Raw genomic sequence first — 24,811 nt, 5'->3', positions numbered from 1 at the left:
TTGTGAGGCGTTGAGCTAACCAGTACTAATTGCCCGTGAGGCTTGACCATATAACTGAAGACATTGGTTGAGCGACATGCTTAGGAAACTAAGCAAACGATACATCGACAGAGCTTAGACAACTGTCACCGATTCAGACTCAACCTTAATGCAAAGCATTAAGTTAAAGAGTCAAACAACAAAGCAACTTCTATTACTTAAATACTTCTACCACCCTATTGCGTGATTGTGTTGACACTTGAACGCTATGTACTCTTAAAAGTTTAAAAGAGTGAATAGCAATAAAAAGCTCAAGAGAACGGAAAAACACAGACACCTACAGAATTGCTTGACGACCATAGAGCATTGGAACCACCTGATCCCATCCCGAACTCAGTAGTGAAACGATGCATCGCCGATGGTAGTGTGGGGTCTCCCCATGTGAGAGTAGGTCATCGTCAAGCTCTTAACTCTAAAAGGGCCATCCTAACGGATGGCCCTTTTTTTATGTCTATTTTATGTCTATTCCACGCGTTGAAGCTTTGTTCATTGGGATCAATGCTTTCAATCCTCTTTAGCTTTTAACATCTACCTTTGTAGTTGAGCTTAAATTTATTCTTATTTCGTTTTCTTGTTTTTCCATTCCCTGCTTGCTGATAACCTATTACTCTACAAAGCATTAATTAAGTTTGAGTAAACAATGAAATACCTTTTTGATTTGGCGGCCAACCCGATTTTTGTCAGTGGAGGTTGTGAGCAACTGCCCGATCACCTTTCAGATTTCCACTTTTCTAAGTTGCCAATGTTGCTGAGGATATTTTTATCAACTGACGGCACTGTATCCAAAGCCATTGAGGCCGCTTTTAACGAATCACTAAACGTTTCGTTAATCTCTGAGAGTACGTTAACAGTGGCGCCCAACGCGGAATCATTACTTCACCGAGAAATTAATTTAATCGGAAAGAAAAGCGGCCAGATATATACCTATGCGAGTTCCTATTTAAACCTATCTTATGTTCCTGATAATTTGTTGGATGAATTAAAAAATTCCGGCCATGGAGTTGGTTGGCTGTTGAGGAAAATGAATAAAGAGCAATATCGGGAAATATTTGATTTAGGATATTCTGAAGATCTTCCCGAACAATTCCGTCCCAAAGGTTTTTCGAAGGGTGTTTATAGAATTTACTGTATTCGCGTTGGTGGTGAGCGGTTTATGGAAATAACTGAGCACTATCCTTTAGATTTTTATACGAATTCAAGAGTTGTGTGACCGATTTTGTACTCTTATCAACCTTTGCTTAATATCGATTTAAATGCCATCGCAAAAAATTGGCGTTATATTCAAAGCATCTCTCACGGCGCTGAAGTATCCGCTGTTGTAAAAGCTGACGCTTATGGCTTGGGGGCTATACCTATTGCTTCGGAGCTAGAAAAGCATGGGTGTCGATCTTTTTTTGTCGCAACCTTAGACGAAGCAATAGAATTAAGTTCTGAGCTTCGTAAAAGCTCGGATATTTTTGTCTTTGATGGTTACCATAAGAATTTTGTAGGTGAATATAGCCATCACAATTTCATTCCTGTCTTGAACTCGATTGAGCAGATGCATCATTGGGTGGATTCCATTCGCTCAAACAGGTGCGCAGTCATGATCGATACGGGCATGAATCGACTCGGGTTGTCTACGTCTCAGGTATTAACCGCATTAACTAAGTATGCGGTTAAACCACGGTATTTTTTAAGCCATCTTGCTTGCGCCGACCAACCTGAAAATCCTATGAACCGCCAGCAGTTAAGTACCTTTAGCTCTCTGCTTAAAGAAGTTCCTCGGGATTATCCTTTGAAAATTAGTTTATCCAGTTCCTCAGGCGTTTTTCTTGGTAAATCATACTGTATGGACATGGTTCGTCCGGGTATAGCCCTTTATGGCTCTCAGACCTTTGCGGCAGAAAATTCACGGCTAATCAATCCGGTAGTCGAATTAAATGCACCAATTATCCAGTTGAGGGAGCTTGAAGAAGATGTCCCGGTGGGTTATGGAGCGACTGAAACGGTAGCTAAGGGGTCGTTATTGGCGACGGTCAGGATTGGTTATGCAGATGGTATCTGGAGACATCTACAGGGAAGATTGAAAGGGTATATTCAAGGAGTTGCTGTTTCTTTGGTGGGGCGTGTTTCCATGGATTATTGTACTTTCGATCTAACGCCACTGAAAATTCAATATCCTCATTTCCCAGTTAGGGTGGGCGATTTTCTTTCGATTTTAAATAATCAACAAACAATAGATGATGTTGCAGCTATGGCGAATACCATTCCATATGAGGTTCTGACAAGTTTAGGAAACCGGTGTCGAAGAATCTACGCATCTGAGTCTGCAGAAGGTTGTTTATAAAATGTCTAGTGATCACACGATAGAACATTTAATTCCTGTGCTTAACCTCTTGAGCGATGGGGAATACCACTCAGGTGAAGAAATTGGATCTATTCTTGGAGTTAGTCGCGCTGCAGTCTGGAAACAATTGAAAAAACTCGAGACGTTCGGCTGTAATATCGAATCCAATAAGGGCGTAGGTTATCGAATTAAACATCCAATATTTTGTTTGGACGTAGAAAAACTTAAATCTTTAGCAGACCGTCATCCGTTGGTTTCCAGTGTAGAAGTGATGAGCTCTATCGAATCCACCAACTCTTACCTTTTGAGCCAAAAAGCCTCTAGCCTGTTTGCAGGAAAAATTGTGATAGCCGAAATGCAAACCTCTGGGAAGGGCCGTCGTGGACGTACCTGGCAGAGTCCATTTGGTCGCAATATTTATTTGTCGTTGGGTTGGAGAGTCACCGAGGGTATTTCTGCCCTTGAAGGCCTAAGTTTGGCGGTAGGCGTTGTTATTGTGCAGATTTTGAATAATTTAGCCGTTCGTGATATTGAGCTTAAGTGGCCTAATGATCTGATTTGGCGGGGAAGAAAGCTTGGCGGAATATTGATAGAGCTGGACGGAGATTTATCGGGTGATTGTAATGTGGTGGTTGGCGTTGGGCTAAATGTCGACATGTCAGACCAAGATTATCAAGCAATTGATCAACCCTGGGTGGATTTAAAAGAAATCGCTCTGGAGTCCGGGTGTAATCCACTTGATCGTACTGACTTGGCGAACCAATTAATTGTGGCGTTGGTAGATGCAGTGTCTACCTACTCAGAAAAGGGCTTTGAAGAATATCAGGATGCATGGAATGCGCATAATTATTCAAAGAACAAAGAAATAACTATAACAAGTGGGCAATCTTCCGTTTCCGGTATTCATAGAGGTGTGTCAGAGACTGGCGCGTTAATTCTAGAGACTAAAGGCCAGATTACTTTGCATAATGGTGGAGAGCTATCTTTGAGGCTTGTAGATGCTGCTACTCATTGATCAAGGAAACACTCGGGCGAAATTTCAGTTGCGCGATAAGAAAGGTGCTATTGCTGCTTCATTTAATTTGAATAACCTAGAGATCCCAGAGGCACGTTTTAGCGATAATCTGAAAAATATATCTCGCATCGTGATTGCCAGTGTCGCGAACACAGCCAATAAGTTATGGTTAACTTCCTTCTTACAGACTTTCATTCCCGACGTAAAAATCGATTTCGCGGTAACAGGTAAATCATTTGATCTGGTCCATAAGGTTGTAACAAACAGCTACACTGAAGTTAGTCAAATGGGAGTTGATCGCTGGTTGGCAACAATTGCTGCAGCGGATTACTGTCGTGCAGAAAATTGTGTAGTTGTAGATCTAGGTAGTGCAATTACCGTAGAGTTAATTAACGCAAACGGCGCACACGAAGGCGGATATATTATTCCCGGAATGCAAATGATGTTGAAAAGCTTATTTGCTGATACTGCGCAAGTTAAAGTACCAAACTTAACTGCTCAGCAAAATTTAAATCCCGGTAAAAACACGGCGTCTTGCGTTAGTAGCGGGATTTTGAATGCAGTCGTGGGAATTATTCATCGATCAGTAGCACAATTAGTTGAACTAAGCCCAAACAGTCCAACCCGGGTACTATTGACGGGTGGTGATGTAGCTTTAATAGAGAGCAATATCGATATCGCCGAGAAAGAAGAAAATCTGGTTTTCGATGGGCTTTATTTGTGGCAAAACTCCGCGATTAATGGTCGGGGAGTTTAATAGAATCGACCGGTAAATATTCAGCTCACGACAAGCTGGAGTGACTATGAAAGCAATTTTTATTTTGCTATTGATTATCAATGCAGTTTTTCTTTCTTTAAATGTCTTAGCTGCCTACGGAAATAAAAACAATTCCACGGCTACTACACCTATAGGTAAGGTTCATGGCAGTGATTTGCCTCGACTGAAATTGCTTAATGAATTGTCAACGGTAAATGATGACGATAACTCTCCTGTTGTGAGTCAAATTCAAAAAACATCTCAACCTCAAAATACGAATGCAGATTTATGTTCTCTTATTGGCCCTTATAAAAATTTGGCACGGGCAGATATTTTGGTTGAAAAGTTAGCCGCTCTGGATGTGAGTGCTAGTCTCAGAGAAGTTCTTGTCCCAGGAAAGACCTCGTATTGGGTTTACTTACCGTCATTGGGCTCTAGTGATGCCGCTTTCAGGAAGTTGAAAGAGCTACAGGCGAAATCGATAGACAGCTATGTAATTCCAAACGGAAATCTGCAGTATGGAATTTCATTAGGGTTGTTCAATGAAAAAAATGGCGCTGAGATTAAGCAAAAAGAGCTCGCAGCCAAAGGCTACGAAGTAAAAATCCACGAGGAAGTTAGAAAAATATCTCAAAATTGGGTCGTGGCATCCGCACAAAATGCATCCAAAATCAGTTCTGAGCGATGGAATAGTTTAATTGGTGACCAAGAAGGCATTGTTTATCAACAAAATTTCTGTCCAGATGTTGCATCTCGCGAATAGTTTCTCTAGAATCGCGCCTCCACTGACACAGGTAGTAATAATTACCTGTAATCGTAAAGCTGGCGTAGCTCAGTAGGTAGAGCAGCTGACTTGTAATCAGCCGGTCGGGGGTTCAATTCCTCTCGCCAGCTCCATATTTACAGTAAAGTTAGTGGTTTTGATTGACATTAAATTATTTGAGGTGGAAAATACGCGCCTCAAAATTAGGGCAGGGGTTCCCGAGTGGCCAAAGGGATCAGACTGTAAATCTGACGCGCAAGCTTCGGTGGTTCGAATCCACCCCCCTGCACCATGCTCTCGACAATGTTTGTCTGAAGAGAAAAATTCTGATGTCTTGATTGTGTTGTCATCAAGGTATCTGGGCGTGACTCAAGCTTCTCTGGTGAGTAATTAGTCTCACTAACCTCGCTATAGAATAGGTGGTTTGCTGTATTGAGTTATAGCCTGTTTTTGCGGGCATAGTTCAATGGTAGAACCTCAGCCTTCCAAGCTGATGATGCGGGTTCGATTCCCGCTGCCCGCTCCATGTTTATTTCGCTCAAGTAGCTCAGTTGGTAGAGCACACCCTTGGTAAGGGTGAGGTCGGCAGTTCAAGTCTGCTCTTGAGCTCCATTTTTTTGGCCTCTATTTAGTAGAGGTTGTATTTGAGATCTAAGTAATTGTACTTGGGGCTCGTTAATGCGGTAGGTGTCAAGGTTGTTACCTTGAAATGATCTGTCCCACGTCCCTGTTTAGGAGAGTTTGCAATGGCAAAGGCGACATTTGAACGTAGTAAACCCCACGTAAACGTGGGCACCATCGGTCACGTTGACCATGGTAAAACCACTTTGACAGCAGCTTTGACACGCGTATGTGCAGAAGTATGGGGCGGTACCGCTGTTGCTTTCGACGGTATCGATAACGCTCCAGAAGAACGTGAGCGCGGTATCACCATCGCAACTTCACACGTTGAGTACGATTCTCCAAACCGTCACTACGCGCACGTTGACTGCCCAGGGCACGCCGACTACGTTAAAAACATGATTACCGGTGCGGCACAAATGGATGGCGCTATCCTTGTTTGTGGCGCAACCGACGGTCCAATGCCACAAACTCGTGAGCACATCTTGTTGTCACGCCAAGTAGGTGTACCTTACATCGTCGTATTCCTAAACAAAGCAGACCTTCTTGCAGAAGACTGTGGCGGCTTCGGTACCGAAGAATACAACGAAATGTTGGAATTGGTTGAAATGGAATTGCGTGAGCTTCTAGACACTTACGAATTCCCAGGCGACGACACCCCAATCATTGCCGGTTCTGCATTGATGGCTCTTAATGGCGTTGACACCGACGGTCTTGGTACTTCAGCTGTTAAGAAATTGGTTGAAACTCTAGACTCATACATCCCTGAGCCAGAGCGTGCAATCGACGGCGCATTCATTATGCCAATCGAAGACGTATTCTCAATTCAAGGCCGTGGTACCGTTGTTACCGGTCGTGTTGAGCGCGGTATCGTGAAAGTGGGTGAAGAAGTTGCCATTATTGGTATCAAAGACACCATCAAAACCACCTGTACCGGTGTAGAAATGTTCCGTAAGCTTCTAGACGAAGGTCGTGCAGGTGAGAACGTTGGTGTTCTTCTACGTGGTACCAAGCGTGAAGAAGTAGAGCGTGGTCAAGTATTGGCGAAACCAGGTTCAATCACTCCGCACACCAAGTTCGAAGGCGAAGTGTACGTATTGTCAAAAGACGAAGGTGGTCGTCACACACCATTCTTCAAAGGCTACCGTCCACAATTCTACTTCCGCACTACCGACGTAACTGGCGCTTGTGAGCTTCCAGAAGGCGTAGAAATGGTAATGCCAGGTGACAACATTCAAATGACCGTTACCCTAATCTGCCCAATCGCGATGGACGAAGGTCTACGCTTCGCAATCCGCGAAGGTGGCCGTACCGTTGGTGCCGGTGTTGTTGCTAAAATTATCGAGTAATTTGTAATTTTTTGTAGTGCGCCTCGCTGTTGCGAGGCGTTTGTGTTTATCTCTCCAGATTTAGGCCAGTAGTTCAATTGGTAGAGCATCGGTCTCCAAAACCGAAAGTTGGGGGTTCGAGTCCCTCCTGGCCTGCCATTATTCTCTCAATTAGAGCAAGGCGTGTTTATGAGCAGCAAGGCGGAAGCGCAAGAACCTCGTTTTGATGCGCTCAAGTGGATAGTTGTTATAGCTATCGTTGCTCTTTGTGTGGTAGGAAATTCTTACTATTCAGAAGCTTCCCTATTATTAAGGGTCGTAGCTATTTCTGTTGCGGCTGCTATTGCAGTATTTGTTGCCGTACAGACTGAAAAGGGAGCTGCGATTTGGGGTTTATTGAAAGACGCTCAAACAGAAGTTAAGAAAGTTGTCTGGCCGACACCAAAAGAGACAAATCAGACGACTTTGATCGTAGTTGCAGTGGTGCTAATCATGTCTCTTGTATTATGGGGATTGGATTCATTATTTGGTTGGATTGCATCTCTAATAATTGGCTAGGGGTCAAGCATGGCTAAGCGATGGTATGTTGTACATGCCTATTCTGGTTATGAAAAGAAGGTTGCTAACTCTCTAAGAGAGCGAGTTGAGCTTCACCAGATGCAAGATTTGTTCGGTGAGATCTTGGTTCCAACTGAAGAAGTTGTTGAAATGAGAGCCGGGCAAAAACGTAAGAGTGAAAGAAAATTTTTCCCAGGTTACGTTCTGGTTCAAATGGAACTTAATGACGATACTTGGCACTTGGTTAAAGACACACCTCGTGTGATGGGCTTTATCGGAGGCAAGGCAGATAAGCCGGCCCCAATTACAGAGAAAGAAGCTCAAGCTATTTTACAGCGAGTTGATGATTCAACTGAAAAACCGAAACCAAAAACAGTGTTTGAGCCAGGTGAAATGGTTCGAGTTGTGGACGGTCCATTCAATGACTTTAATGGTGTCGTTGAGTCAGTTGATTACGATAAGAATCGTCTTCAGGTCGCAGTGTTGATTTTTGGTCGTTCTACTCCGGTTGAGTTAGAGTTCGGTCAAGTCGAAAAGATTTAATCTTTAACGTCATACAGACATTAAAGTTTTACGAAACCGGCTTTGTTTGCTCATCGCCGGTTTCTACTTATATACCCGTTAGTGTTTCTAACAAATAGTAATCTCGGGGAGCCTGTGATCGCATATGTGCGTGAGGCGTTTGTACCCATAATCGGAGTCAATCATGGCTAAGAAAATAGAAGCTTATGTAAAGCTACAGGTTTCTGCCGGTCAGGCAAACCCAAGTCCTCCAGTTGGTCCAGCTTTGGGTCAACGTGGTGTTAACATCATGGAATTCTGTAAAGCGTTTAATGCCCAAACTCAGGGTATGGAGCCAGGTTCACCGGTACCAGTTGTGATTTCTGTATACAGTGACCGTAGCTTTACTTTCACGATGAAAACTCCTCCAGCTTCTTTCTTGTTGAAGAAAGCTGCGAAAATCAAGTCTGGTAGTGCGCGTCCAAATACTCAAAAGGTTGGTAAATTGACTCGTGAGCAATTAGAAGAAATTGCGACAGTTAAAATGCCAGACTTAACAGCGGCCGATATGGATGCTGCGGTTAGAACAATTGCGGGCTCTGCTCGAGCAATGGGACTTGAGACGGAGATCTAAGGCAATGGCAAAATTATCTAAGCGTCAAAAATTAATTCGTGAAAAAGTAGATAGCACAAAAGCATACTCAATTGATGAAGCTATTGCTTTGTTGAAAGAATTGTCTACTGTTAAGTTTCCAGAGACTGTAGATGCTGCTATTAACTTAGGTATCGATCCTCGTAAATCTGATCAAGCGGTTCGTGGTGCTTCAAGTTTGCCCCATGGTACTGGTAAAGATGTACGCGTCGCAGTATTTACACAAGGTGCTGCTGCAGAAGCGGCTAAAGAAGCCGGTGCAGATATCGTTGGTATGGAAGATCTAGCCGCTGAAGTAAAAGCTGGCAAGATGGACTTCGATGTAGTTATTGCAGATCCTGCAGCAATGCGCGTTGTTGGCCAATTGGGTCAAATTCTTGGTCCACGTGGTCTTATGCCAAACCCTAAGACTGGTACTGTGACTCCAGACGTTGCAACTGCCGTTCGCAATGCTAAAGCTGGTCAGGTTCGTTACCGTGCCGACAAAGGCGGTATCATTCATGGCGGCATCGGTCGTATTTCTTTTGAACCAAATGCAATTAAAGAGAACCTAGAAGCATTAGTGGCTGACCTTAAAAAGGCCAAACCATCTACTTCTAAAGGTGTTTACTTGAAGAAAATTTCTTTGAGCACCACTATGGGTCCTGGTATTACTTTGGATCAGTCTACTCTAGACATTTAATTCCTTTTATTGGGTGCTGATTTTAGTACCCAATAAAAAACTTTGGAGTCTTGGGTAAAACCTTGGCTATCAAAGACCGTAGGTACTTTGTCGTTTCAGGATGACGGGTTTAATTTCAGAGTTAGATATTAATTTAATTCTGAGACCTACGCAGATGGTGACTCCTGAATCGCTTATTTAACTTCGTGTTAGGCAAGCCTGGTTCGGTCACCGAAAAGTTTTCGGAATTTCTTCACCTCGGTGATTAATCCGAAAATATCGAAACCAAGAAAGTTGAGTTCGCTCTCTTTCTAATCCAGGAGATATATCGTGGCATTAGGACTCGAAGACAAAAAGGCTATTGTTGCCGATGTTAACGAGACCGCTATGAGCGCCCTGTCTTTGGTTGTTGCAGATGCACGTGGTGTAGATGTAGCGAGCATGACAGCTTTGCGTAAATTGGCCCGCGAAAATAATGTCAGCCTGAGAGTTGTTCGAAACACCTTAGCTCGTCGTGCCTTTCAAGGTACTGAGTATGAGTGTGTTAACGATTCGCTTGTTGGTCCTTCTTTGTTTGGATTTTCTATGGAAGATCCAGGCGCAGCAGCACGAATCTTCAAAGATTTTGCTAAGGCAAATGATAAATTTGAAGTGAAAGTGCTGTCTGTAGGTGGAAAACAGCTTGCTGCTTCTCAGTTAGACGTATTGGCGAAATTGCCAACTCGCGACCAAGCATTGGCGACTTTGGCGGCAACTCTTATCGCACCTGTTACCAAGTTGGCTCGTACTTTCAACGAGATTCCGACAAAAGTTACTCGTGTGGTTGCTGCAGTTCGCGATCAAAAGCAAGACGCAGCTTAATATTAAGCTCGTTCTTAGCTGCGTAATTAGTGGTTTTTTAAAGATTTATTTTATTGGAGATTTGAGTCATGGCTCTGTCTAACGAAGACATTTTAAATGCAATCGCAGAAATGAGTGTAATGGATGTTGTTGCACTTGTTGAAGCAATGGAAGAAAAATTTGGCGTTTCTGCCGCTGCTGCAGTAGCTGTTGCTGCTCCTGCTGGCGATGCAGGCCCAGCTGCTGAAGAGAAAACTGATTTCGACGTTATCTTAAGCAGTGCTGGCGACAAGAAAGTTAACGTAATCAAGGTTGTTCGTGCAATCACTGGTCTTGGCTTGAAAGAAGCTAAAGAATTGGTTGAAAGCGCTCCTAAAGCAATCAAAGAAGGCGTTGCTAAAGACGAAGCTGAAGATCTTAAGAAGCAGCTTGAAGAAGCTGGTGCTATTGTCGAAGTTAAGTAATTACTTACTTGCAAAACTTCGCAATCAACTAGCAATAGTTGATGCAAGGCTGGCGGGTTTAACTCGCCGGCCTTTTTCCGTTTTCGGTTGACGGAACAATATCTGCTTGTGCGAGTCGTTATTCGCACAGTTGTATCTACAAGGCTGGCAGAGGCCGCTCTGATAAAACCGACCCGATCGATGGGTGAAACGAAATTTCGTGAACCACACGCAAGAGCGCGTCCCGTGCGTAAAGGCTGAGACTGCCCTCTCCGAAGACAAGCTGGGGTATATAGATGGCTTACTCATATACTGAGAAAAAACGCATCCGTAAGGATTTTAGCAAGCTGCCGCAGGTAATGGATGTACCTTATCTTCTAGCAATCCAACTAGATTCCTATCAGAAGTTTACACAAGCGAATAAATCGCCAGAAGACCGTTTGGATATGGGCCTTCATGCGGCATTTAAATCGGTATTTCCGATTGTAAGCTACTCTGGAAACGCAGCTTTAGAGTACGTGAGCTACCAATTAGGTAAAGCTGTATTTGATGTAAATGAATGTATTCTGCGTGGTGTTACCTATGCGGTACCCCTACGTGTGAAAGTTCGGTTGATTATTTACGATAAAGAATCATCGAACAAAACGATTAAAGATATTAAAGAACAAGAAGTTTACATGGGCGAAATTCCGCTCATGACCGACAACGGTACATTTGTTATCAACGGTACCGAGCGGGTTATCGTGTCTCAGTTACACCGTTCACCTGGTGTGTTCTTTGATCATGACAAAGGTAAAACGCACTCTTCCGGTAAGCTACTTTATTCTGCTCGAGTTATTCCTTACCGTGGTTCATGGTTGGATTTCGAATTCGATCCAAAAGACTTGGTATACGTACGTATCGATCGTCGTCGTAAATTACCTGCGACCATTTTGCTTCGCGCGTTAGGCTATAGCTCACAAGAAATGTTGTCGATGTTCTTTGACACCGACATGTTCTCCATGCTTTACGATGGTCAGTACAAGCTGAAGCTGATCCCTTCACGTCTGCGTGGTGATATTTCTTCATTCGACATTAAAGACGCTAGCGGCAAAGTTATTGTTGAAGAAGGTCGTCGTATTACCGCTCGTCACATTCGACAATTGGAAAAAGCTAACGTTGAAGAGTTGACCGTTCCAGCAGAATATTTAATGGGACGTTCGTTAGCGACTGATATTGTTAATGAGATCACCGGCGAAATCATTTTTGAATGTAATACCGAGATTACAGCTGAAGTTTTAACCAAGTTAGCTGAGAACAAAATCTCTGATTTCACGACGCTTTACACCAACGAACTAGACTGTGGTGCATTCGTTTCTGACACTCTACGTGCCGATCCAACTCGCACCGAACTTGAGGCGCTTGTTGAAATTTATCGCATGATGCGTCCTGGTGAACCGCCAACCAAAGAGTCTGCGGAAGGTCTATTCCAGAACTTGTTCTTCAGCCAAGAACGTTACGATCTTTCTGCAGTTGGCCGCATGAAGTTCAACCGTCGTTTAGGTCGTGATGAAGATACTGGCGAAGGCACTCTTTCTCCAGAAGATATCGTTGATGTATTAAAAACATTGATTGATATTCGAAACGGTAATGGTGTCGTCGATGATATCGACCACTTGGGTAACCGCCGTATTCGTTCCGTGGGTGAAATGGCAGAAAACCAATTCCGTGTGGGCTTGGTTCGTGTTGAGCGTGCAGTAAAAGAACGCCTATCGATGGCAGAAAGTGAAGGTTTGATGCCTCAAGACTTGATTAACGCTAAGCCTGTTGCGGCGGCGGTTAAAGAGTTCTTCGGTTCATCTCAGCTTTCTCAGTTTATGGATCAAAACAACCCGCTTTCTGAGGTAACTCACAAGCGTCGTGTTTCTGCATTAGGCCCAGGCGGTTTAACCCGTGAGCGTGCAGGTTTCGAGGTTCGAGACGTGCATCCGACACATTACGGTCGCGTATGTCCTATCGAAACGCCTGAAGGTCCAAACATTGGTTTGATTAACTCACTAGCAACCTACGCTCGTACTAACAGCTACGGTTTCCTAGAGAGCCCATATCGAAGAGTTATCGACGGTAAGGTTACTGATCAAATCGAATACTTGTCTGCAATTAATGAATCGCAACACATCATTGCACAGGCAGCGGCCAAAGTAGGTGACAACGGTGAGTTAACCGAAGATCTAGTTTCGGTTCGAGCCGGTGGCGACTTTACATTGAAGCCAAAAGAAGACGTTCAGTACATGGACGTTTCGCCTCGCCAAGTTGTATCGGTTGCAGCTTCTTTGATTCCATTCCTTGAGCACGATGACGCTAACCGTGCATTGATGGGATCGAACATGCAACGACAGGCCGTACCAACCTTGCGTGCTCAAAAGCCGCTCGTAGGTACTGGTATGGAGCGTTTTGTTGCGCGCGACTCCGGCGTGTGTGTGGTTGCTACCCGCGGTGGTGTTGTTGATCGCGTTGACGCAGGCCGCATCGTTGTTAAAGTCAGTAACGATGAAGTGGTTGCTGGTGAAGCTGGTGTGGATATTTACAACCTCATCAAATACACCCGTTCTAACCAAAATACCTGTATTAACCAGCGTCCAATTGTGACTCCTGGAGCAAAAATTCAACGTGGTGATATCCTAGCGGATGGCCCATCGGTTGATTTGGGCGAACTTGCGCTTGGTCAAAATATGCGCATCGCCTTTATGCCTTGGAATGGTTATAACTTCGAAGACTCGATCCTTGTTTCTGAACGTGTTGTACAAGAAGACCGTTTCACCACCATCCACATTCAAGAGCTAACCTGCATCGCTCGTGATACTAAGTTAGGTAGCGAAGAAATCAGTGCGGACATCCCGAACGTAGGTGAAAGTGCTCTTTCTAAATTGGATGAGTCGGGCATTGTGTACATTGGCGCCGAAGTTGGTCCCGGTGACATTCTGGTTGGTAAGGTAACTCCGAAAGGTGAAACCCAATTAACTCCAGAAGAAAAATTGCTTCGCGCTATCTTTGGTGAAAAAGCGTCTGACGTTAAAGATACTTCTTTACGCGTACCGACCAGCACCAAGGGGACGGTTATCGACGTTCAGGTGTTCACTCGCGATGGTCTTGAAAAAGATCAACGTTCACGTGAAATTGAAACTGAACAACTTAACCAAGTTCGTAAAGACCTTAACGAAGAGTTCCGTATCGTTGAAACCGCTACCTTCGAGCGTTTACGTCATGCGTTGGTTGGTCAAGTTGTTTCGGGTGGCAAGGCCGTTAAGAAAGGCGAGGTAATTACCAACGAGATTCTGGACGAGCTCGACAAGGGCGATTGGTTCAAAATTCGTATGGATATCGATGCCCTTAACGAACAGATCGACGCCGCTGAAACTCAATTGATTGAACGTCGTAAAGAGCTTGATGAGCGCTTTGAAGACAAAAAACGCAAGTTACAAACTGGCGACGATTTGGCTCCTGGTGTTCTTAAGATTGTTAAGGTCTATCTAGCGATCAAACGTCGTATCCAGCCAGGTGACAAGATGGCGGGTCGTCACGGTAACAAGGGTGTAATTTCCGTAATTATGCCTGTTGAAGATATGCCATACGACGACAACGGCGAGCCTGTAGATATCGTACTAAACCCATTGGGCGTACCTTCGCGGATGAACGTAGGTCAGATCCTTGAAATGCACTTGGGTATGGCTGCGAAAGGTCTTGGCGACAAGATCGACGCAATGATGAAACAGCAAAAAGCCGTTGCAGAATTGCGTAACTTCCTTGAAGAAGTCTACAACGTTACCGGTGAGTCTTATAACAAAGAAGCACTTGATACTTTCTCTGATCAAGAAATCATCGATCTCGCTAACAATCTTCGCGATGGTGTGCCTATGGCAACACAGGTATTCGACGGTGCGAAAGAAAGTGAAATCAAGGCGCTATTAAGACTTGCTGATCTCGACGACTCTGGTCAAAGAACTTTACATGACGGCCGTACCGGTGATGCCTTCCAGCGTCCTGTGACTGTTGGTTACATGTACATGCTCAAACTCAACCACTTGGTTGATGACAAAATGCATGCTCGTTCGACCGGTTCTTACAGTCTAGTTACGCAACAGCCGCTGGGTGGTAAAGCTCAGTTCGGTGGTCAGCGATTCGGTGAGATGGAGGTGTGGGCACTTGAAGCATACGGTGCTGCATACACACTTCAAGAAATGCTTACCGTTAAATCCGATGACGTTGCCGGTCGTACCAAACTGTATAAAAACATCGTTGACGGTGACCACCGTATGGAGCCGGGAATGCCAGAATCCTTTAACGTATTGTTAAAAGAGATTCGCTCACTCGGTATCAATATGGAATTGGATCACGACGCCTAGTAACTGGGTTCCCAGGTGGAGGTTCGCCTCCACCACGAGCGACAAGCATCAGCTTGTAACAGGTGCAAAAAGCGTAACTCGCGGACGCGCTGGAGGAAAACTTGAAAGACTTACTCAATTTACTTAAGTCCCAGGGTCAAAGTGAAGAATTTGACTCGATTCGCATCGGTTTGGCGTCGCCAGACATGATCCGGTCTTGGTCGTTTGGCGAAGTGAAAAAGCCAGAGACCATCAACTACCGAACTTTCAAACCAGAACGCGAAGGCTTGTTCTGTGCGAAGATTTTCGGCCCAGTAAAAGATTACGAATGCTTGTGTGGCAAATACAAGCGCATGAAACACCGCGGCATTATCTGCGAAAAATGCGGCGTTGAAGTTACCTTGGCAAAAGTTCGTCGTGAGCGTATGGGTCACATCGAGCTTGCCAGTCCTGTTGCGCATATTTGGTTCTTAAAATCGCTACCAAGTCGTATCGGTTTGTTGCTTGATATGACTTTGCGTAACATCGAGCGCGTTTTGTACTTTGAATCATATGTCGTAACCGATCCAGGTATGACCACCCTTGAGCGTGGTCAGCTGTTGACCGACGAGCAATACTTCGAAGCGATGGAAGAGTTCGGTGACGAGTTCGACGCGAAGATGGGTGCTGAAGCAATTCAGGAACTCATGCGCGATATCGACATCGAGCAAGAAGTGCAAACGTTGCGTGAAGAGATTCCAACCACCAACTCTGAAACCAAAGTTAAGAAGCTTTCTAAGCGCTTGAAATTGTTAGAGGCTTTCTACAACTCAGGTAACAAGCCTGAGTGGATGGTGTTGGAAGCTCTACCAGTATTGCCGCCAGATTTGCGTCCTTTGGTGCCACTTGAAGGTGGTCGCTTCGCAACGTCTGACCTCAACGATTTATACCGTCGCGTTATCAACCGTAACAACCGTTTGAAGCGTCTTCTCGACTTAAATGCGCCAGATATTATTGTGCGTAATGAGAAGCGTATGCTTCAAGAATCTGTTGATGCGTTACTTGATAACGGTCGTCGTGGTCGTGCGATTACCGGTTCTAACAAGCGTCCTCTAAAATCTTTGGCAGATATGATCAAAGGTAAGCAAGGTCGTTTCCGTCAAAACCTTTTGGGTAAGCGCGTTGACTACTCGGGTCGTTCGGTGATTGTGACCGGTCCAACGTTAAAACTGCATCAATGTGGTTTGCCTAAGAAAATGGCGTTGGAACTGTTCAAACCGTTTATTTTCAGCAAGCTTGAATTGCGTGGTTTAGCGACCACCATTAAAGCCGCTAAAAAAATGGTCGAGCGTGAAGAACCAGTGGTTTGGGATATCCTAGACGACGTTATTCGCGAGCATCCCGTTTTACTTAACCGTGCTCCAACCCTTCACCGTTTGGGTATTCAAGCGTTTGAACCTGTATTGATTGAAGGTAAGGCCATTCAGCTTCACCCGTTGGTTTGTGCGGCGTACAACGCCGACTTCGACGGTGACCAGATGGCGGTGCACGTTCCATTGACTATCGAAGCTCAGCTTGAAGCTCGTGCTTTAATGATGTCAACCAACAACATCTTATCGCCTGCCTCTGGTGAGCCGATCATCGTTCCATCTCAGGACGTGGTATTGGGTCTTTACTGGATGTCGCGTGAGCGTATTAACGCCGAAGGTGAAGGCATGATCTTCGCCGATGCTTCAGAAGTGAACCGTGCTTACAACGCTGGCAAAGTAGATTTGCAAGCGCGCATTAAGTGCCGTATCACAGAAGCGTCCATTCGCGAAGATGGCGAAAAGGAATACACAACATTCATCGCTGATACCACCGTTGGTCGTGTACTTCTTTGGGAAATCGTTCCAGAAGGTATGCCATTTGAGTCTGTTAACCGCTCAATGGTTAAAAAAGCCATTTCTGGTTTGATTAACCACTGTTACCGCGCTGTTGGTTTGAAAGCGAGTGTTATTTTCGCCGACAAATTGATGTACACCGGTTATGCGTACTCAACGCGTTCAGGTTCATCTATCGGTGTAAACGATTTCGAAATTCCTGCTGAGAAGGCCATCATTGTAGGTAAGGCCGAATCTGAAGTTGCTGAAATTGAAGCGCAATACGCTTCTGGTTTGGTAACTCAAGGTGAGAAATACAACAAGGTTATCGATATTTGGTCTCGCGCCAACGACTTGGTTGCGAAATCGATGATGGAAGGTATTTCTAAAGAAACCGTTATCAACCGCGATGGTGTTGAAGAACAACAAGCGTCATTTAACTCAGTTTACATGTACGCCGATTCCGGTGCTCGTGGTAGCCCGGCGCAGATTCGCCAGCTTGCGGGTATGCGTGGTTTGATGGCCAAGCCTGACGGCTCGATCATCGAGACGCCGATTACCGCAAACTTCCGTGAAGGTTTGAACGTTGGTCAGTACTTCATCTCAACCCACGGTGCGCGTAAAGGTCTTGCGGACACCGCATTGAAAACTGCGAACTCGGGTTATCTAACTCGTCGTTTGGTGGACGTTGCGCAAGACGTGGTAATTACCGAGGTCGACTGTGGTACAGACAATGGCTTGACCATGTCTCCGGTGATCGAAGGTGGTGACATTATTGAATCTCTGGGTGATCGTATTCTCGGTCGTGTAGTTGCGCAGGATGTATTGCGTGAAGGCGCCGACGAGATATTGATTCCAGCGGGTACCATGATGGACGAAGCGTGGATCGTTCGCATCGAAGAGCTTGGTATCGACGAAATTTTGGTTCGCTCGCCAATTACCTGTGAAACTCGTCATGGTATTTGTGCTCAGTGTTACGGCCGTGATTTGGCTCGTGGTCACCGTGCTAACAAAGGCGAATCCGTGGGTGTTATTGCGGCACAGTCTATTGGTGAGCCTGGTACTCAGCTTACCATGCGTACTTTCCACATCGGTGGTGCGGCGAGCCGTGCGTCTGCGGCCGACAGTATTCAAGTTAAGCAAGAAGGTACTGTTCGTCTACACAATGTGAAGGTGGTTGAGCGTGAAGACGGCGTACTGGTAGCGGCTTCTCGTTCCGGTGAACTTGCTGTTGCAGATGCCAATGGCCGTGAGCGTGAGCGCTATAAGATTCCATACGGCGCCAACATTACTGTATCTGATGGCAATAAAGTTAATGGCGGTCAGATCGTAGCGAAATGGGATCCGCATACGCACCCAATTATTACTGAAGTGGGTGGTACAGCAAGATTTTCGGGCATGGAAGATGGTCTTTCAATCCGTCGCCAAACAGACGATCTTACTGGTTTGACTTCTATCGAAGTTCTAGACCCAGCAGAGCGTCCTGCGGCAGGTAAAGATTTGAAACCAGCCATTACGCTTTACGACGCACAAGGTAACGAAGTTTTATTACCGAACTCTAATCAGCCAGCTCATTACATGTTGCCACCAAAGGCCTTGTTGAGCATGAATGATAATGAGGTCGTTAAAGCGGGTGATGTAATCGCGCGTATTCCTCAAGAATCTGGTGGTACTAAGGATATTACCGGTGGTCTTCCACGAGTTGCTGACTTGTTCGAAGCCCGTAAGCCAAAAGAGCCGTCAATTCTTGCAGAAATCAGCGGTACGATTTCGTTTGGTAAAGAAACAAAAGGCAAGCGTCGCCTGATCATCACACCAAAAGATGGTCAAGTTCTGCCAAATGGTGAGACACACTACGAAGAGTTGATTCCAAAACACCGTCAATTGACTGTGTTCGAAGGTGAGAGTGTGGCTAAGGGTGAGGTTGTTTCCGACGGCCCAAGTAACCCGCACGACATTCTTCGTCTTCAAGGTGTGGAGATGTTAGCTCGCTACATCACCGCAGAGATTCAAGACGTTTACCGTTTACAAGGTGTAAAAATCAACGATAAGCACATTGAGACCATTGTTCGTCAAATGTTGCGTAAAGTTGAAATTCTCGAAATGGGCGACTCTTCATTCGTGAAGGGCGAACAAGTCGAATACACCGCGGTGCTTGAAGAGAACGAGCGTTTACGTGCCGAAGGTTTGCAGCCTGCAACCTACGAGCGTCAATTGCTGGGTATCACTAAAGCATCATTGGCTACTGAATCGTTTATTTCAGCTGCGTCGTTCCAGGAAACCACTCGTGTTCTTACCGAAGCGGCGGTTACTGGTAAAGTCGATACTTTACGTGGTCTGAAAGAAAACGTTGTTGTGGGTCGTTTGATCCCAGCCGGTACCGGCCTTGCTTATCACGATGATCGTCGTCGTAAGCGCGCCAAAGAAACCGTTGAAGTAGAAGGGCCAAGTGCAGCAGAAGTTGAAGCGGCACTTACCGAAGCTCTTAAATCTAGCGCAAGCTAAGATTAATTACTTCAAGAAAAAAGCCTCCCTTGGGAGGCTTTTTTTATGCTTGCCGTTTGCTCAATAGCAGGTTTGATCCGCGAATGAGTTAGGCCTTTTGTAGGTTTGCCTCTTCAGTGTGACGAGACGAAGGTTTTTTTAAGTACAAGGCGAGAGCGAAAGTTGTAATAAAAACGAGTATAGAACCAAAGACAACGCCTTCCCAGAACCGCCATTCCCAGAAATAACTCAAATAAATACCGCCGGTACTGGCCCCAACATAATAGAACAGCAAATATAAAGAGCTGGCCGCACCTTTGGAATGTTGTGCATTGCGACTTACCCAACTGCTGGCACTTGAATGTGCCAAGAAGAATCCGAAAGCATTTATAAAAAAGCCCAATACGATCAGTATTAAAGAGTCGAACAAGGTAACCAAAGTGCCAAAAATAAGAATGATTGATCCTGCCATCATGCATTGTGGCTGACCAAATTTTTTACCGAATTTCCCAGAAAACGTAGAGCCTAATGTTCCGGTTAAATAGGTTAAAAACAGCAAACCAAGAAACTTAGGGGTGAGCGAATAAGGTTCAGCTTCTAATACAAAGGTGATATAGCTGTATTGATTAACGAAGGCGAAAAAATTCAAACCACCCAAAAGATAGGCCGGAATTAATTTGCGATTACCAAGATGGCCGACCATGCTTTTGGCAATTTCGTTAAAGTTGAGACTTCTGGGTAGAAAGTATTGTTGTTTTGGCAGCAGTACAAACACAACCAAAGTGAGTACGGCGCTTAATATCGCCACCACCAGAAACGATTTTTCCCAGCCGAGTTGCTCGGCGGTAATTCCGCTAATCAAGCGACCAGAGATTCCCCCTAAAGAGTTGGCGGCAATATACAAACCTACCGCAGACATCAGTGCTTCGGGCGTAAATTCGTCTGCCATATAGGCAACTGCAATGGCAGGAAGGCCAGCTAATAAAATACCCTGCAAAGCTCTTAAAATAAGCAGCGTGCTGTAGTCGCTCACAAACGACAAGGCAAAACCAACGGCTACAACACCACACATGCTCAGAAGAATGAGTGCGCGTCGTCCAATCGCGTCAGAAATCGAGCCATAAAAAATTAACGCAATTCCTAGGGTCAAGGTGCTGATGGTTAATGTGTAGCTGGCCTGAAGTGGGCTGACCGAAAATTCAGCAGCGAGGGTAGGTAACAGAGGCTGGGTGACATAAAGATTTGAGAAAATCATAAACGAACCCAAGCACAGCGCTAGAGTGATTTTCCACCAACTTGCAGAGCCATAAGAAATCATAATCAACTCGATACGTACAGATATAAAACAATGCTAAATCCAGGCTATGAATAATAAAAATATATATGTAGTATCTAACTCATAATTTTTATTGATGCTAAGAAGCACCATTTGGACGTTGTTGTGGATTACAAAGCTCTTAAATATTTTCACGAAGTTGCCAAGCTGCAAAGCTTCACCCGCGCAGCTGAATCCTTGAAGATTGCCCAGCCAGCGGTGAGTATGGCCATTAAGCGTCTAGAGCAAGACTTAGGATTAATGCTGTTTCACCGTCGAGATCGACAAATCACGCTTACCGATGAAGGTAGTCGTTTGTACGAGCAAGCCCAGAAGATTCTGCAAACTATGGCCGACGCCGAATTGGAAATGGCAGAGTTACGTGGTTTAGAAAAAGGCGTTGTACAGTTGGGAACACCAAGCATGCTGGGCTCTTATCACTTCCCACCACTGATCATGGCCTTTAAACATCGCTACCCCAGTTTGAATCTGTCGGTTCACGAAGGTGGTGCCTGGCAGCTTCAACAAATGCTAGAGCGTGGCGAGTTAGATCTTGCGATCATTGAGTCTGGAGATATTCCCTCAAGCTTAGAGGCAAGACCCATTCTAAGAGAAGAAATGCTCGTTGTGGTGGGGTCAGAGCATCCCTTTGCGGAAAAACCCACTGTTAACGCCGAAGAGTTTTTTTCAGAAGAACTGGTGATTTTCAGACCCGGTTATTTTCACCGCAGGATATTGGATCAAATCGCCGAGCGTGCTGGTATCGAACCTAAAATAAGCTTTGAGACCAACTTGTTGCCGTTGATTCGCGCAATTGTGAAGCAAGGATTTGGTATTTCGACGCTACTGAAGATGGCGGTTGAAAACGATCCCGATCTAAGAACTCTATCATTCGAACCGCCTATCATGCTGGAGTTGTGTATTGCCTGGCGTAAAGACGGTTATCTCTCAAAAGCCAATCAAGCGTTTGTAGACTTTATTCTGGAAAATTCTACGCTGTAATAAAAAGTATTTATCAGTGTTGTTGCCTCATCTCGCTAAAATAACCAATTGGCCGTGTTGTTTTAACATCACTCGCTATAGAATTAACGCATTAATTTTAACCATTTTTTGCTTAAACGCCGACGTGGATTTTCGATTTTGTTGATTAAGTTAAAAAAAATAATCGCTTTTTTGTGTTTTAGCTGTTTTTGTTTTTCGAACTTTTCCTACTCTGAAACCGAGTTGGCAATGTTGCATTCTCCCGAGGTTGCTCAAAAGCATTTATGGCCATCGGCGGTTATCGATTTATCCGAGCGAGATAAATACATACTGGTTGCTGCGCTAACCGACGGTACCCTACAGTTGTTCGAAAACACCGGTAACTCTCTAGATTTAGTACTCGAATTTCCGATGTCTATTGGTAAAGCGGGTTTTGGTAAACAAATCGAAGGCGACAAAAAGACACCAGTTGGTGTGTACCGAATTACGAGTTTCTTAAATGACAACCAGCTCGATGCCTTTTACGGTCGAGCAGCTTATCCGGTGGATTACCCCAACGTTTGGGATCGGTTGCAAAACCGTACCGGCAGTGGAATATGGCTGCACGCCATGCCCGAAGGTGTAACCAGTCGACCGCCACTTGACAGCGATGGTTGCCTAGTAATTAACAACGAACAAATCGACGTATTAAAACCCTATTTGGACGTCGGTCGAACACGCATAGTTATGACCGATAGTAACCAACGTGTTGATCCTTCCGTGATTTCTCAAAAGCGTGAATTATTAACAAATCAGTTGATGGCTTGGAAAAGTTCTTGGGAATCGCTCAGTCATAAACAATATCTCGATTTTTACAGCACCGAATTTAATAATTTCGATTACGACAAAGCTGCTTGGGACACCTATAAAAAACGCGTTAATGGTAAAAAGAAATTCATTAATATCGGAATTTCTGACCTCGCAATTTTTGAATATCCCGGTGTTGATAACCTAGTGATGGTTGAGTTTTACCAAAGCTACAAAAGTAATGATTACAAATCCAACGGCTGGAAAAAACAGCTGTGGAAAGAAGAGCAAAATGGCTGGAAAATTATTTATGAAGCCGGTGGTTAAACATAATTCGTGATTTATCTACGGCCACTTCTACTGCTGTTAACCTTTGTGGTGCTAGCGCCAATAACCTGCGCGCTGGTGTTAGCCTCAATTTTCAACGGTTTTGAATGGTTGATAAGACTGAGCGACGTATTCGCCGGGGGCGACTTTTTTTCTGTTTTAAATAGCGATTTTCTTCTACTTTTATCCGCAAACGTTGCGTCTATTTACACAGTGTTTTATCTCTGGGCGATGGTAATTAAAACGCTTAATAAACAAGTGATTTGTCTTTCTGCCAAATTTTATTACGCAATTGGCCTTGGCATATACTGCGTGTGTGTATTATTACTTTTTACGAAAAATTCAAACGGTATTGAATTCATACCTATTATCGGAATTGTTCTTTGCTTTGTGATTTGTGCGCGATTGCAGCTTAGTTTTGGCGCACGATTAGAATTGGGTCATTCGATGACTCGTACTGCAATTCATGCCATCGAAAATCAATCCGACTCTTAATAATCTTTAAGCGTCTCCAATATTTCTTAATGCCCGTTCTTTTTGATGGAATCTCAGTATTGGCCTTATTGAGATTCTTCACTTCTCGCCAAGCGTTGTTTTGGCACTTCGGTTTTTAACCACTGAACCAAGTCGGTCCACATCGCCGATATTTCCGAATCCGAAGGCATAATTCCGGCGGAGGCCAGTTCGATGGTAACCACGGGAATATTTTTGCTGACACCGGCGTAATTACCGAGAGATCCGGGGTAGATTCCCAACTCCTGAAAATACAGCTTGCCCAATTTATGCGGTGGTTTTTGTGGGCCGTCGTAATCGACCAATCGATGTGGCGCGTGAACCGCAACAATCGCGTCTGGATTTATTAATTCGATCTGCTCCATAAACCAGCGTGTTTCGGGTTCACTTGCTGCTTCGGGGCCGGGATAACGTCTGGGATTTTCGTAGGTGCGATTGCGCCAATAATCGTGCGCATCCGACGACCAATCGGGAGTGGGAAAATTTCGATTCAAATCCACACCGGCGCTGTTTTGGCGTTGCGATTGCGCCATTAACAATCCGTCTGGATTTAACAAGGGGACTACCGTCCACTCAAACAGTCCTGAATGATGTTTATCTAGCGTTGAAAGCCATTTAAAGACAATTGATACCGATGAGTATTCATCGCCATGAATGCCCCCCATCAAGAGAACCTTTCCTAAAGAGGTTTGCTCGGGAATTGAGTCAAAGTTTTTGAAGACAATCGCACGATTTTCCCGTGAACGACCGCCAGAATCGATAAGGCCGACGTCTAGGCAGTCCCCTATGCTGACACTGCCGAGCTTTTTACCGATCTCTTCACAGAGAAATTCCACCGAACCATTTGAGGTTGGCTTTGTAACTTCTTGTTCATGCTCCGTATTCAAAGAATTGTTGAGTACCGCAGAGGTTGAATCTTGCGCTTGGCTTGCAATGCCTGTGTTACCGGTTTTTATGTCGCTTTCTTCGATACTCGAAACATCATCAACAGGCTCAATTGCCTTGCTCTGCTCGCTAGTGAGAGGGGCTGATTGGTTAGCCGCATGATCCGATTCTTCTATTGCAGATACCTCGGAGTCTTCAAAATTCGCCGTGTCTAAGTGAGCTTGGATTTCCGTTGGATTACTGGATTCAGAGGATTTTTCATCAACTGTTGGATTGGTGATAACACCTACATCGGTGTCTTCGACGGGCGGTTGAGCGTGTTTATTAGGTTCAATTTGTGGTTCGGTGCTGAAACAAGCCGTCAAAGCAAGAAGAGCCGAAAGGGCGGCGACACGTCTTAGTGGTCGTAACAGTGAGCGAGTAACAGATGTTTTAGTGAGATTTATCTTCGAGAGCATTTGAACAAGCTTAATGAATCGTGAGCGGTAGTCACAGCAATTAATCGGAATGATTGACAGTTTAAACTCAGATCCAATGACTTTGAAAAGCATTCCTGCAAAGTGGAACACCTTTGATGAAAATTTGCGAGCGCACTGTGTGTTTTTTCGAAGAAAGCAGTTCGATTAGCCGATGCCAAGAGAAGGGCTTGGCTCATTAATATTCGGTATTCAAAGGCATCTAGAAATATTTTAGAAATATCTCGTTGCTTTGCTTGAAATGCGAACAGTAGATCAATATAATTGCGCACCCATTTTTTGTGGGCCTTACAAAAAGGTCAATAAATACAAAAAATTGGGCCTAAAGACTATAC

General features: G+C 44.7%; 19 protein-coding genes, 5 tRNA genes and 1 rRNA gene. 23 read left to right on the top strand and 2 right to left on the bottom strand.

Annotated features, from left to right (window positions below; translation table 11 throughout):
* The first annotated feature begins 327 nt into the window (after positions 1-327).
* From rrf to rpoC, 20 genes are all read left to right on the top strand, one after another.
* Positions 328-443 (top strand): 5S ribosomal RNA (gene rrf / locus ACYQ28_RS09520).
* 236 nt (positions 444-679) lie between these two features.
* On the top strand, positions 680-1,249 hold the full coding sequence (locus tag ACYQ28_RS09515; protein WP_460049485.1) for a chorismate pyruvate-lyase family protein: 570 nt from the start codon (positions 680-682) through the stop codon (positions 1,247-1,249).
* A 6-nt stretch (positions 1,250-1,255) separates the two neighbouring features.
* A complete protein-coding gene (gene alr, locus ACYQ28_RS09510) occupies positions 1,256-2,368 on the top strand; it encodes an alanine racemase (protein ID WP_460049486.1) in 1,113 nt (370 codons plus the stop codon).
* Between the two features lies 1 nt (position 2,369).
* On the top strand, positions 2,370-3,383 hold the full coding sequence (gene birA, locus ACYQ28_RS09505; protein ID WP_460049487.1) for a bifunctional biotin--[acetyl-CoA-carboxylase] ligase/biotin operon repressor BirA: 1,014 nt from the start codon (positions 2,370-2,372) through the stop codon (positions 3,381-3,383).
* Entirely contained in the window at positions 3,367-4,140 is a 774-nt protein-coding gene (locus tag ACYQ28_RS09500; protein WP_460049488.1) for a type III pantothenate kinase, read from the top strand. The genes birA and ACYQ28_RS09500 overlap by 17 nt, the downstream gene beginning before the upstream one ends.
* A gap of 46 nt (positions 4,141-4,186) precedes the next feature.
* Entirely contained in the window at positions 4,187-4,903 is a 717-nt protein-coding gene (locus ACYQ28_RS09495) for an SPOR domain-containing protein (protein ID WP_460049489.1), read from the top strand.
* 58 nt (positions 4,904-4,961) lie between these two features.
* Positions 4,962-5,037: transfer RNA gene (locus ACYQ28_RS09490), tRNA-Thr, on the top strand.
* Positions 5,038-5,111: 74 nt separating this feature from the next.
* Positions 5,112-5,195: transfer RNA gene (locus tag ACYQ28_RS09485), tRNA-Tyr, on the top strand.
* Between the two features lie 160 nt (positions 5,196-5,355).
* A tRNA-Gly gene (locus ACYQ28_RS09480) sits at positions 5,356-5,429 on the top strand.
* Between the two features lie 10 nt (positions 5,430-5,439).
* A tRNA-Thr gene (locus ACYQ28_RS09475) sits at positions 5,440-5,515 on the top strand.
* 134 nt (positions 5,516-5,649) lie between these two features.
* Entirely contained in the window at positions 5,650-6,873 is a 1,224-nt protein-coding gene (gene tuf, locus ACYQ28_RS09470) for an elongation factor Tu (RefSeq protein WP_460049490.1), read from the top strand.
* Between the two features lie 62 nt (positions 6,874-6,935).
* Positions 6,936-7,011: transfer RNA gene (locus tag ACYQ28_RS09465), tRNA-Trp, on the top strand.
* 30 nt (positions 7,012-7,041) lie between these two features.
* Entirely contained in the window at positions 7,042-7,410 is a 369-nt protein-coding gene (gene secE / locus ACYQ28_RS09460) for a preprotein translocase subunit SecE (protein ID WP_460049491.1), read from the top strand.
* A 9-nt stretch (positions 7,411-7,419) separates the two neighbouring features.
* On the top strand, positions 7,420-7,953 hold the full coding sequence (gene nusG, locus ACYQ28_RS09455) for a transcription termination/antitermination protein NusG (protein WP_460049492.1): 534 nt from the start codon (positions 7,420-7,422) through the stop codon (positions 7,951-7,953).
* 163 nt (positions 7,954-8,116) lie between these two features.
* Positions 8,117-8,545 carry a 50S ribosomal protein L11 gene (rplK, locus tag ACYQ28_RS09450; protein WP_460049493.1) on the top strand — a complete coding sequence of 143 codons (429 nt, stop codon included), beginning with the start codon at positions 8,117-8,119 and terminating at the stop codon, positions 8,543-8,545.
* Between the two features lie 4 nt (positions 8,546-8,549).
* Positions 8,550-9,245 carry a 50S ribosomal protein L1 gene (gene rplA / locus ACYQ28_RS09445; protein ID WP_460049494.1) on the top strand — a complete coding sequence of 232 codons (696 nt, stop codon included), beginning with the start codon at positions 8,550-8,552 and terminating at the stop codon, positions 9,243-9,245.
* Positions 9,246-9,554: 309 nt separating this feature from the next.
* Complete coding sequence (rplJ, locus tag ACYQ28_RS09440) at positions 9,555-10,085, top strand: 50S ribosomal protein L10 (protein WP_460049495.1); 531 nt, start codon at positions 9,555-9,557, stop codon at positions 10,083-10,085.
* A gap of 68 nt (positions 10,086-10,153) precedes the next feature.
* On the top strand, positions 10,154-10,528 hold the full coding sequence (gene rplL, locus ACYQ28_RS09435) for a 50S ribosomal protein L7/L12 (protein ID WP_460049496.1): 375 nt from the start codon (positions 10,154-10,156) through the stop codon (positions 10,526-10,528).
* Between the two features lie 275 nt (positions 10,529-10,803).
* On the top strand, positions 10,804-14,889 hold the full coding sequence (rpoB, locus tag ACYQ28_RS09430; protein ID WP_460049497.1) for a DNA-directed RNA polymerase subunit beta: 4,086 nt from the start codon (positions 10,804-10,806) through the stop codon (positions 14,887-14,889).
* 101 nt (positions 14,890-14,990) lie between these two features.
* Entirely contained in the window at positions 14,991-19,214 is a 4,224-nt protein-coding gene (rpoC, locus tag ACYQ28_RS09425; protein WP_460049498.1) for a DNA-directed RNA polymerase subunit beta', read from the top strand.
* Between the two features lie 88 nt (positions 19,215-19,302).
* On the opposite strand, the gene ACYQ28_RS09420 is transcribed toward rpoC, so the two are convergent.
* Positions 19,303-20,511, bottom strand: coding sequence for an MFS transporter (locus ACYQ28_RS09420; RefSeq protein WP_460049499.1), 1,209 nt, complete (start codon positions 20,509-20,511; stop codon positions 19,303-19,305).
* Positions 20,512-20,634: 123 nt separating this feature from the next.
* On the opposite strand from ACYQ28_RS09420, the gene ACYQ28_RS09415 reads away from it, so the two are divergent.
* The 3 genes from ACYQ28_RS09415 (at position 20,635) to ACYQ28_RS09405 (ending at position 23,097) form a co-directional block, all read left to right on the top strand.
* A complete protein-coding gene (locus ACYQ28_RS09415; RefSeq protein ID WP_460049500.1) occupies positions 20,635-21,510 on the top strand; it encodes a LysR family transcriptional regulator in 876 nt (291 codons plus the stop codon).
* A 228-nt stretch (positions 21,511-21,738) separates the two neighbouring features.
* Positions 21,739-22,602 carry a L,D-transpeptidase family protein gene (locus ACYQ28_RS09410; RefSeq protein WP_460049501.1) on the top strand — a complete coding sequence of 288 codons (864 nt, stop codon included), beginning with the start codon at positions 21,739-21,741 and terminating at the stop codon, positions 22,600-22,602.
* 9 nt (positions 22,603-22,611) lie between these two features.
* Positions 22,612-23,097, top strand: coding sequence for a hypothetical protein (locus tag ACYQ28_RS09405; RefSeq protein ID WP_460049502.1), 486 nt, complete (start codon positions 22,612-22,614; stop codon positions 23,095-23,097).
* A gap of 65 nt (positions 23,098-23,162) precedes the next feature.
* Here the strand turns inward: ACYQ28_RS09405 and ACYQ28_RS09400 are convergent, their stop codons facing one another.
* Positions 23,163-24,458, bottom strand: a complete 1,296-nt coding sequence (locus tag ACYQ28_RS09400; protein ID WP_460049503.1) for a M14 family zinc carboxypeptidase — start codon at positions 24,456-24,458, stop codon at positions 23,163-23,165.
* Positions 24,459-24,811: the final 353 nt, after the last annotated feature.

This window comes from Sessilibacter sp. MAH1 (genome assembly GCF_054658315.1).
This window is presented reverse-complemented; position numbering and strand designations above follow the sequence as displayed.

Coding starts and splice junctions, on each gene's coding strand:
- ACYQ28_RS09515 (WP_460049485.1), top strand. CDS start 680: ATGAAATACCTTTTTGATTTGGCGGCCAACCCGATTTTTGTCAGTGGA.
- birA (WP_460049487.1), top strand. CDS start 2,370: ATGTCTAGTGATCACACGATAGAACATTTAATTCCTGTGCTTAACCTC.
- ACYQ28_RS09500 (WP_460049488.1), top strand. CDS start 3,367: ATGCTGCTACTCATTGATCAAGGAAACACTCGGGCGAAATTTCAGTTG.
- ACYQ28_RS09495 (WP_460049489.1), top strand. CDS start 4,187: ATGAAAGCAATTTTTATTTTGCTATTGATTATCAATGCAGTTTTTCTT.
- tuf (WP_460049490.1), top strand. CDS start 5,650: ATGGCAAAGGCGACATTTGAACGTAGTAAACCCCACGTAAACGTGGGC.
- secE (WP_460049491.1), top strand. CDS start 7,042: ATGAGCAGCAAGGCGGAAGCGCAAGAACCTCGTTTTGATGCGCTCAAG.
- nusG (WP_460049492.1), top strand. CDS start 7,420: ATGGCTAAGCGATGGTATGTTGTACATGCCTATTCTGGTTATGAAAAG.
- rplK (WP_460049493.1), top strand. CDS start 8,117: ATGGCTAAGAAAATAGAAGCTTATGTAAAGCTACAGGTTTCTGCCGGT.
- rplA (WP_460049494.1), top strand. CDS start 8,550: ATGGCAAAATTATCTAAGCGTCAAAAATTAATTCGTGAAAAAGTAGAT.
- rplL (WP_460049496.1), top strand. CDS start 10,154: ATGGCTCTGTCTAACGAAGACATTTTAAATGCAATCGCAGAAATGAGT.
- rpoB (WP_460049497.1), top strand. CDS start 10,804: ATGGCTTACTCATATACTGAGAAAAAACGCATCCGTAAGGATTTTAGC.
- ACYQ28_RS09420 (WP_460049499.1), bottom strand. CDS start 20,511: ATGATTTCTTATGGCTCTGCAAGTTGGTGGAAAATCACTCTAGCGCTG.
- ACYQ28_RS09410 (WP_460049501.1), top strand. CDS start 21,739: ATGTTGCATTCTCCCGAGGTTGCTCAAAAGCATTTATGGCCATCGGCG.
- ACYQ28_RS09400 (WP_460049503.1), bottom strand. CDS start 24,458: ATGCTCTCGAAGATAAATCTCACTAAAACATCTGTTACTCGCTCACTG.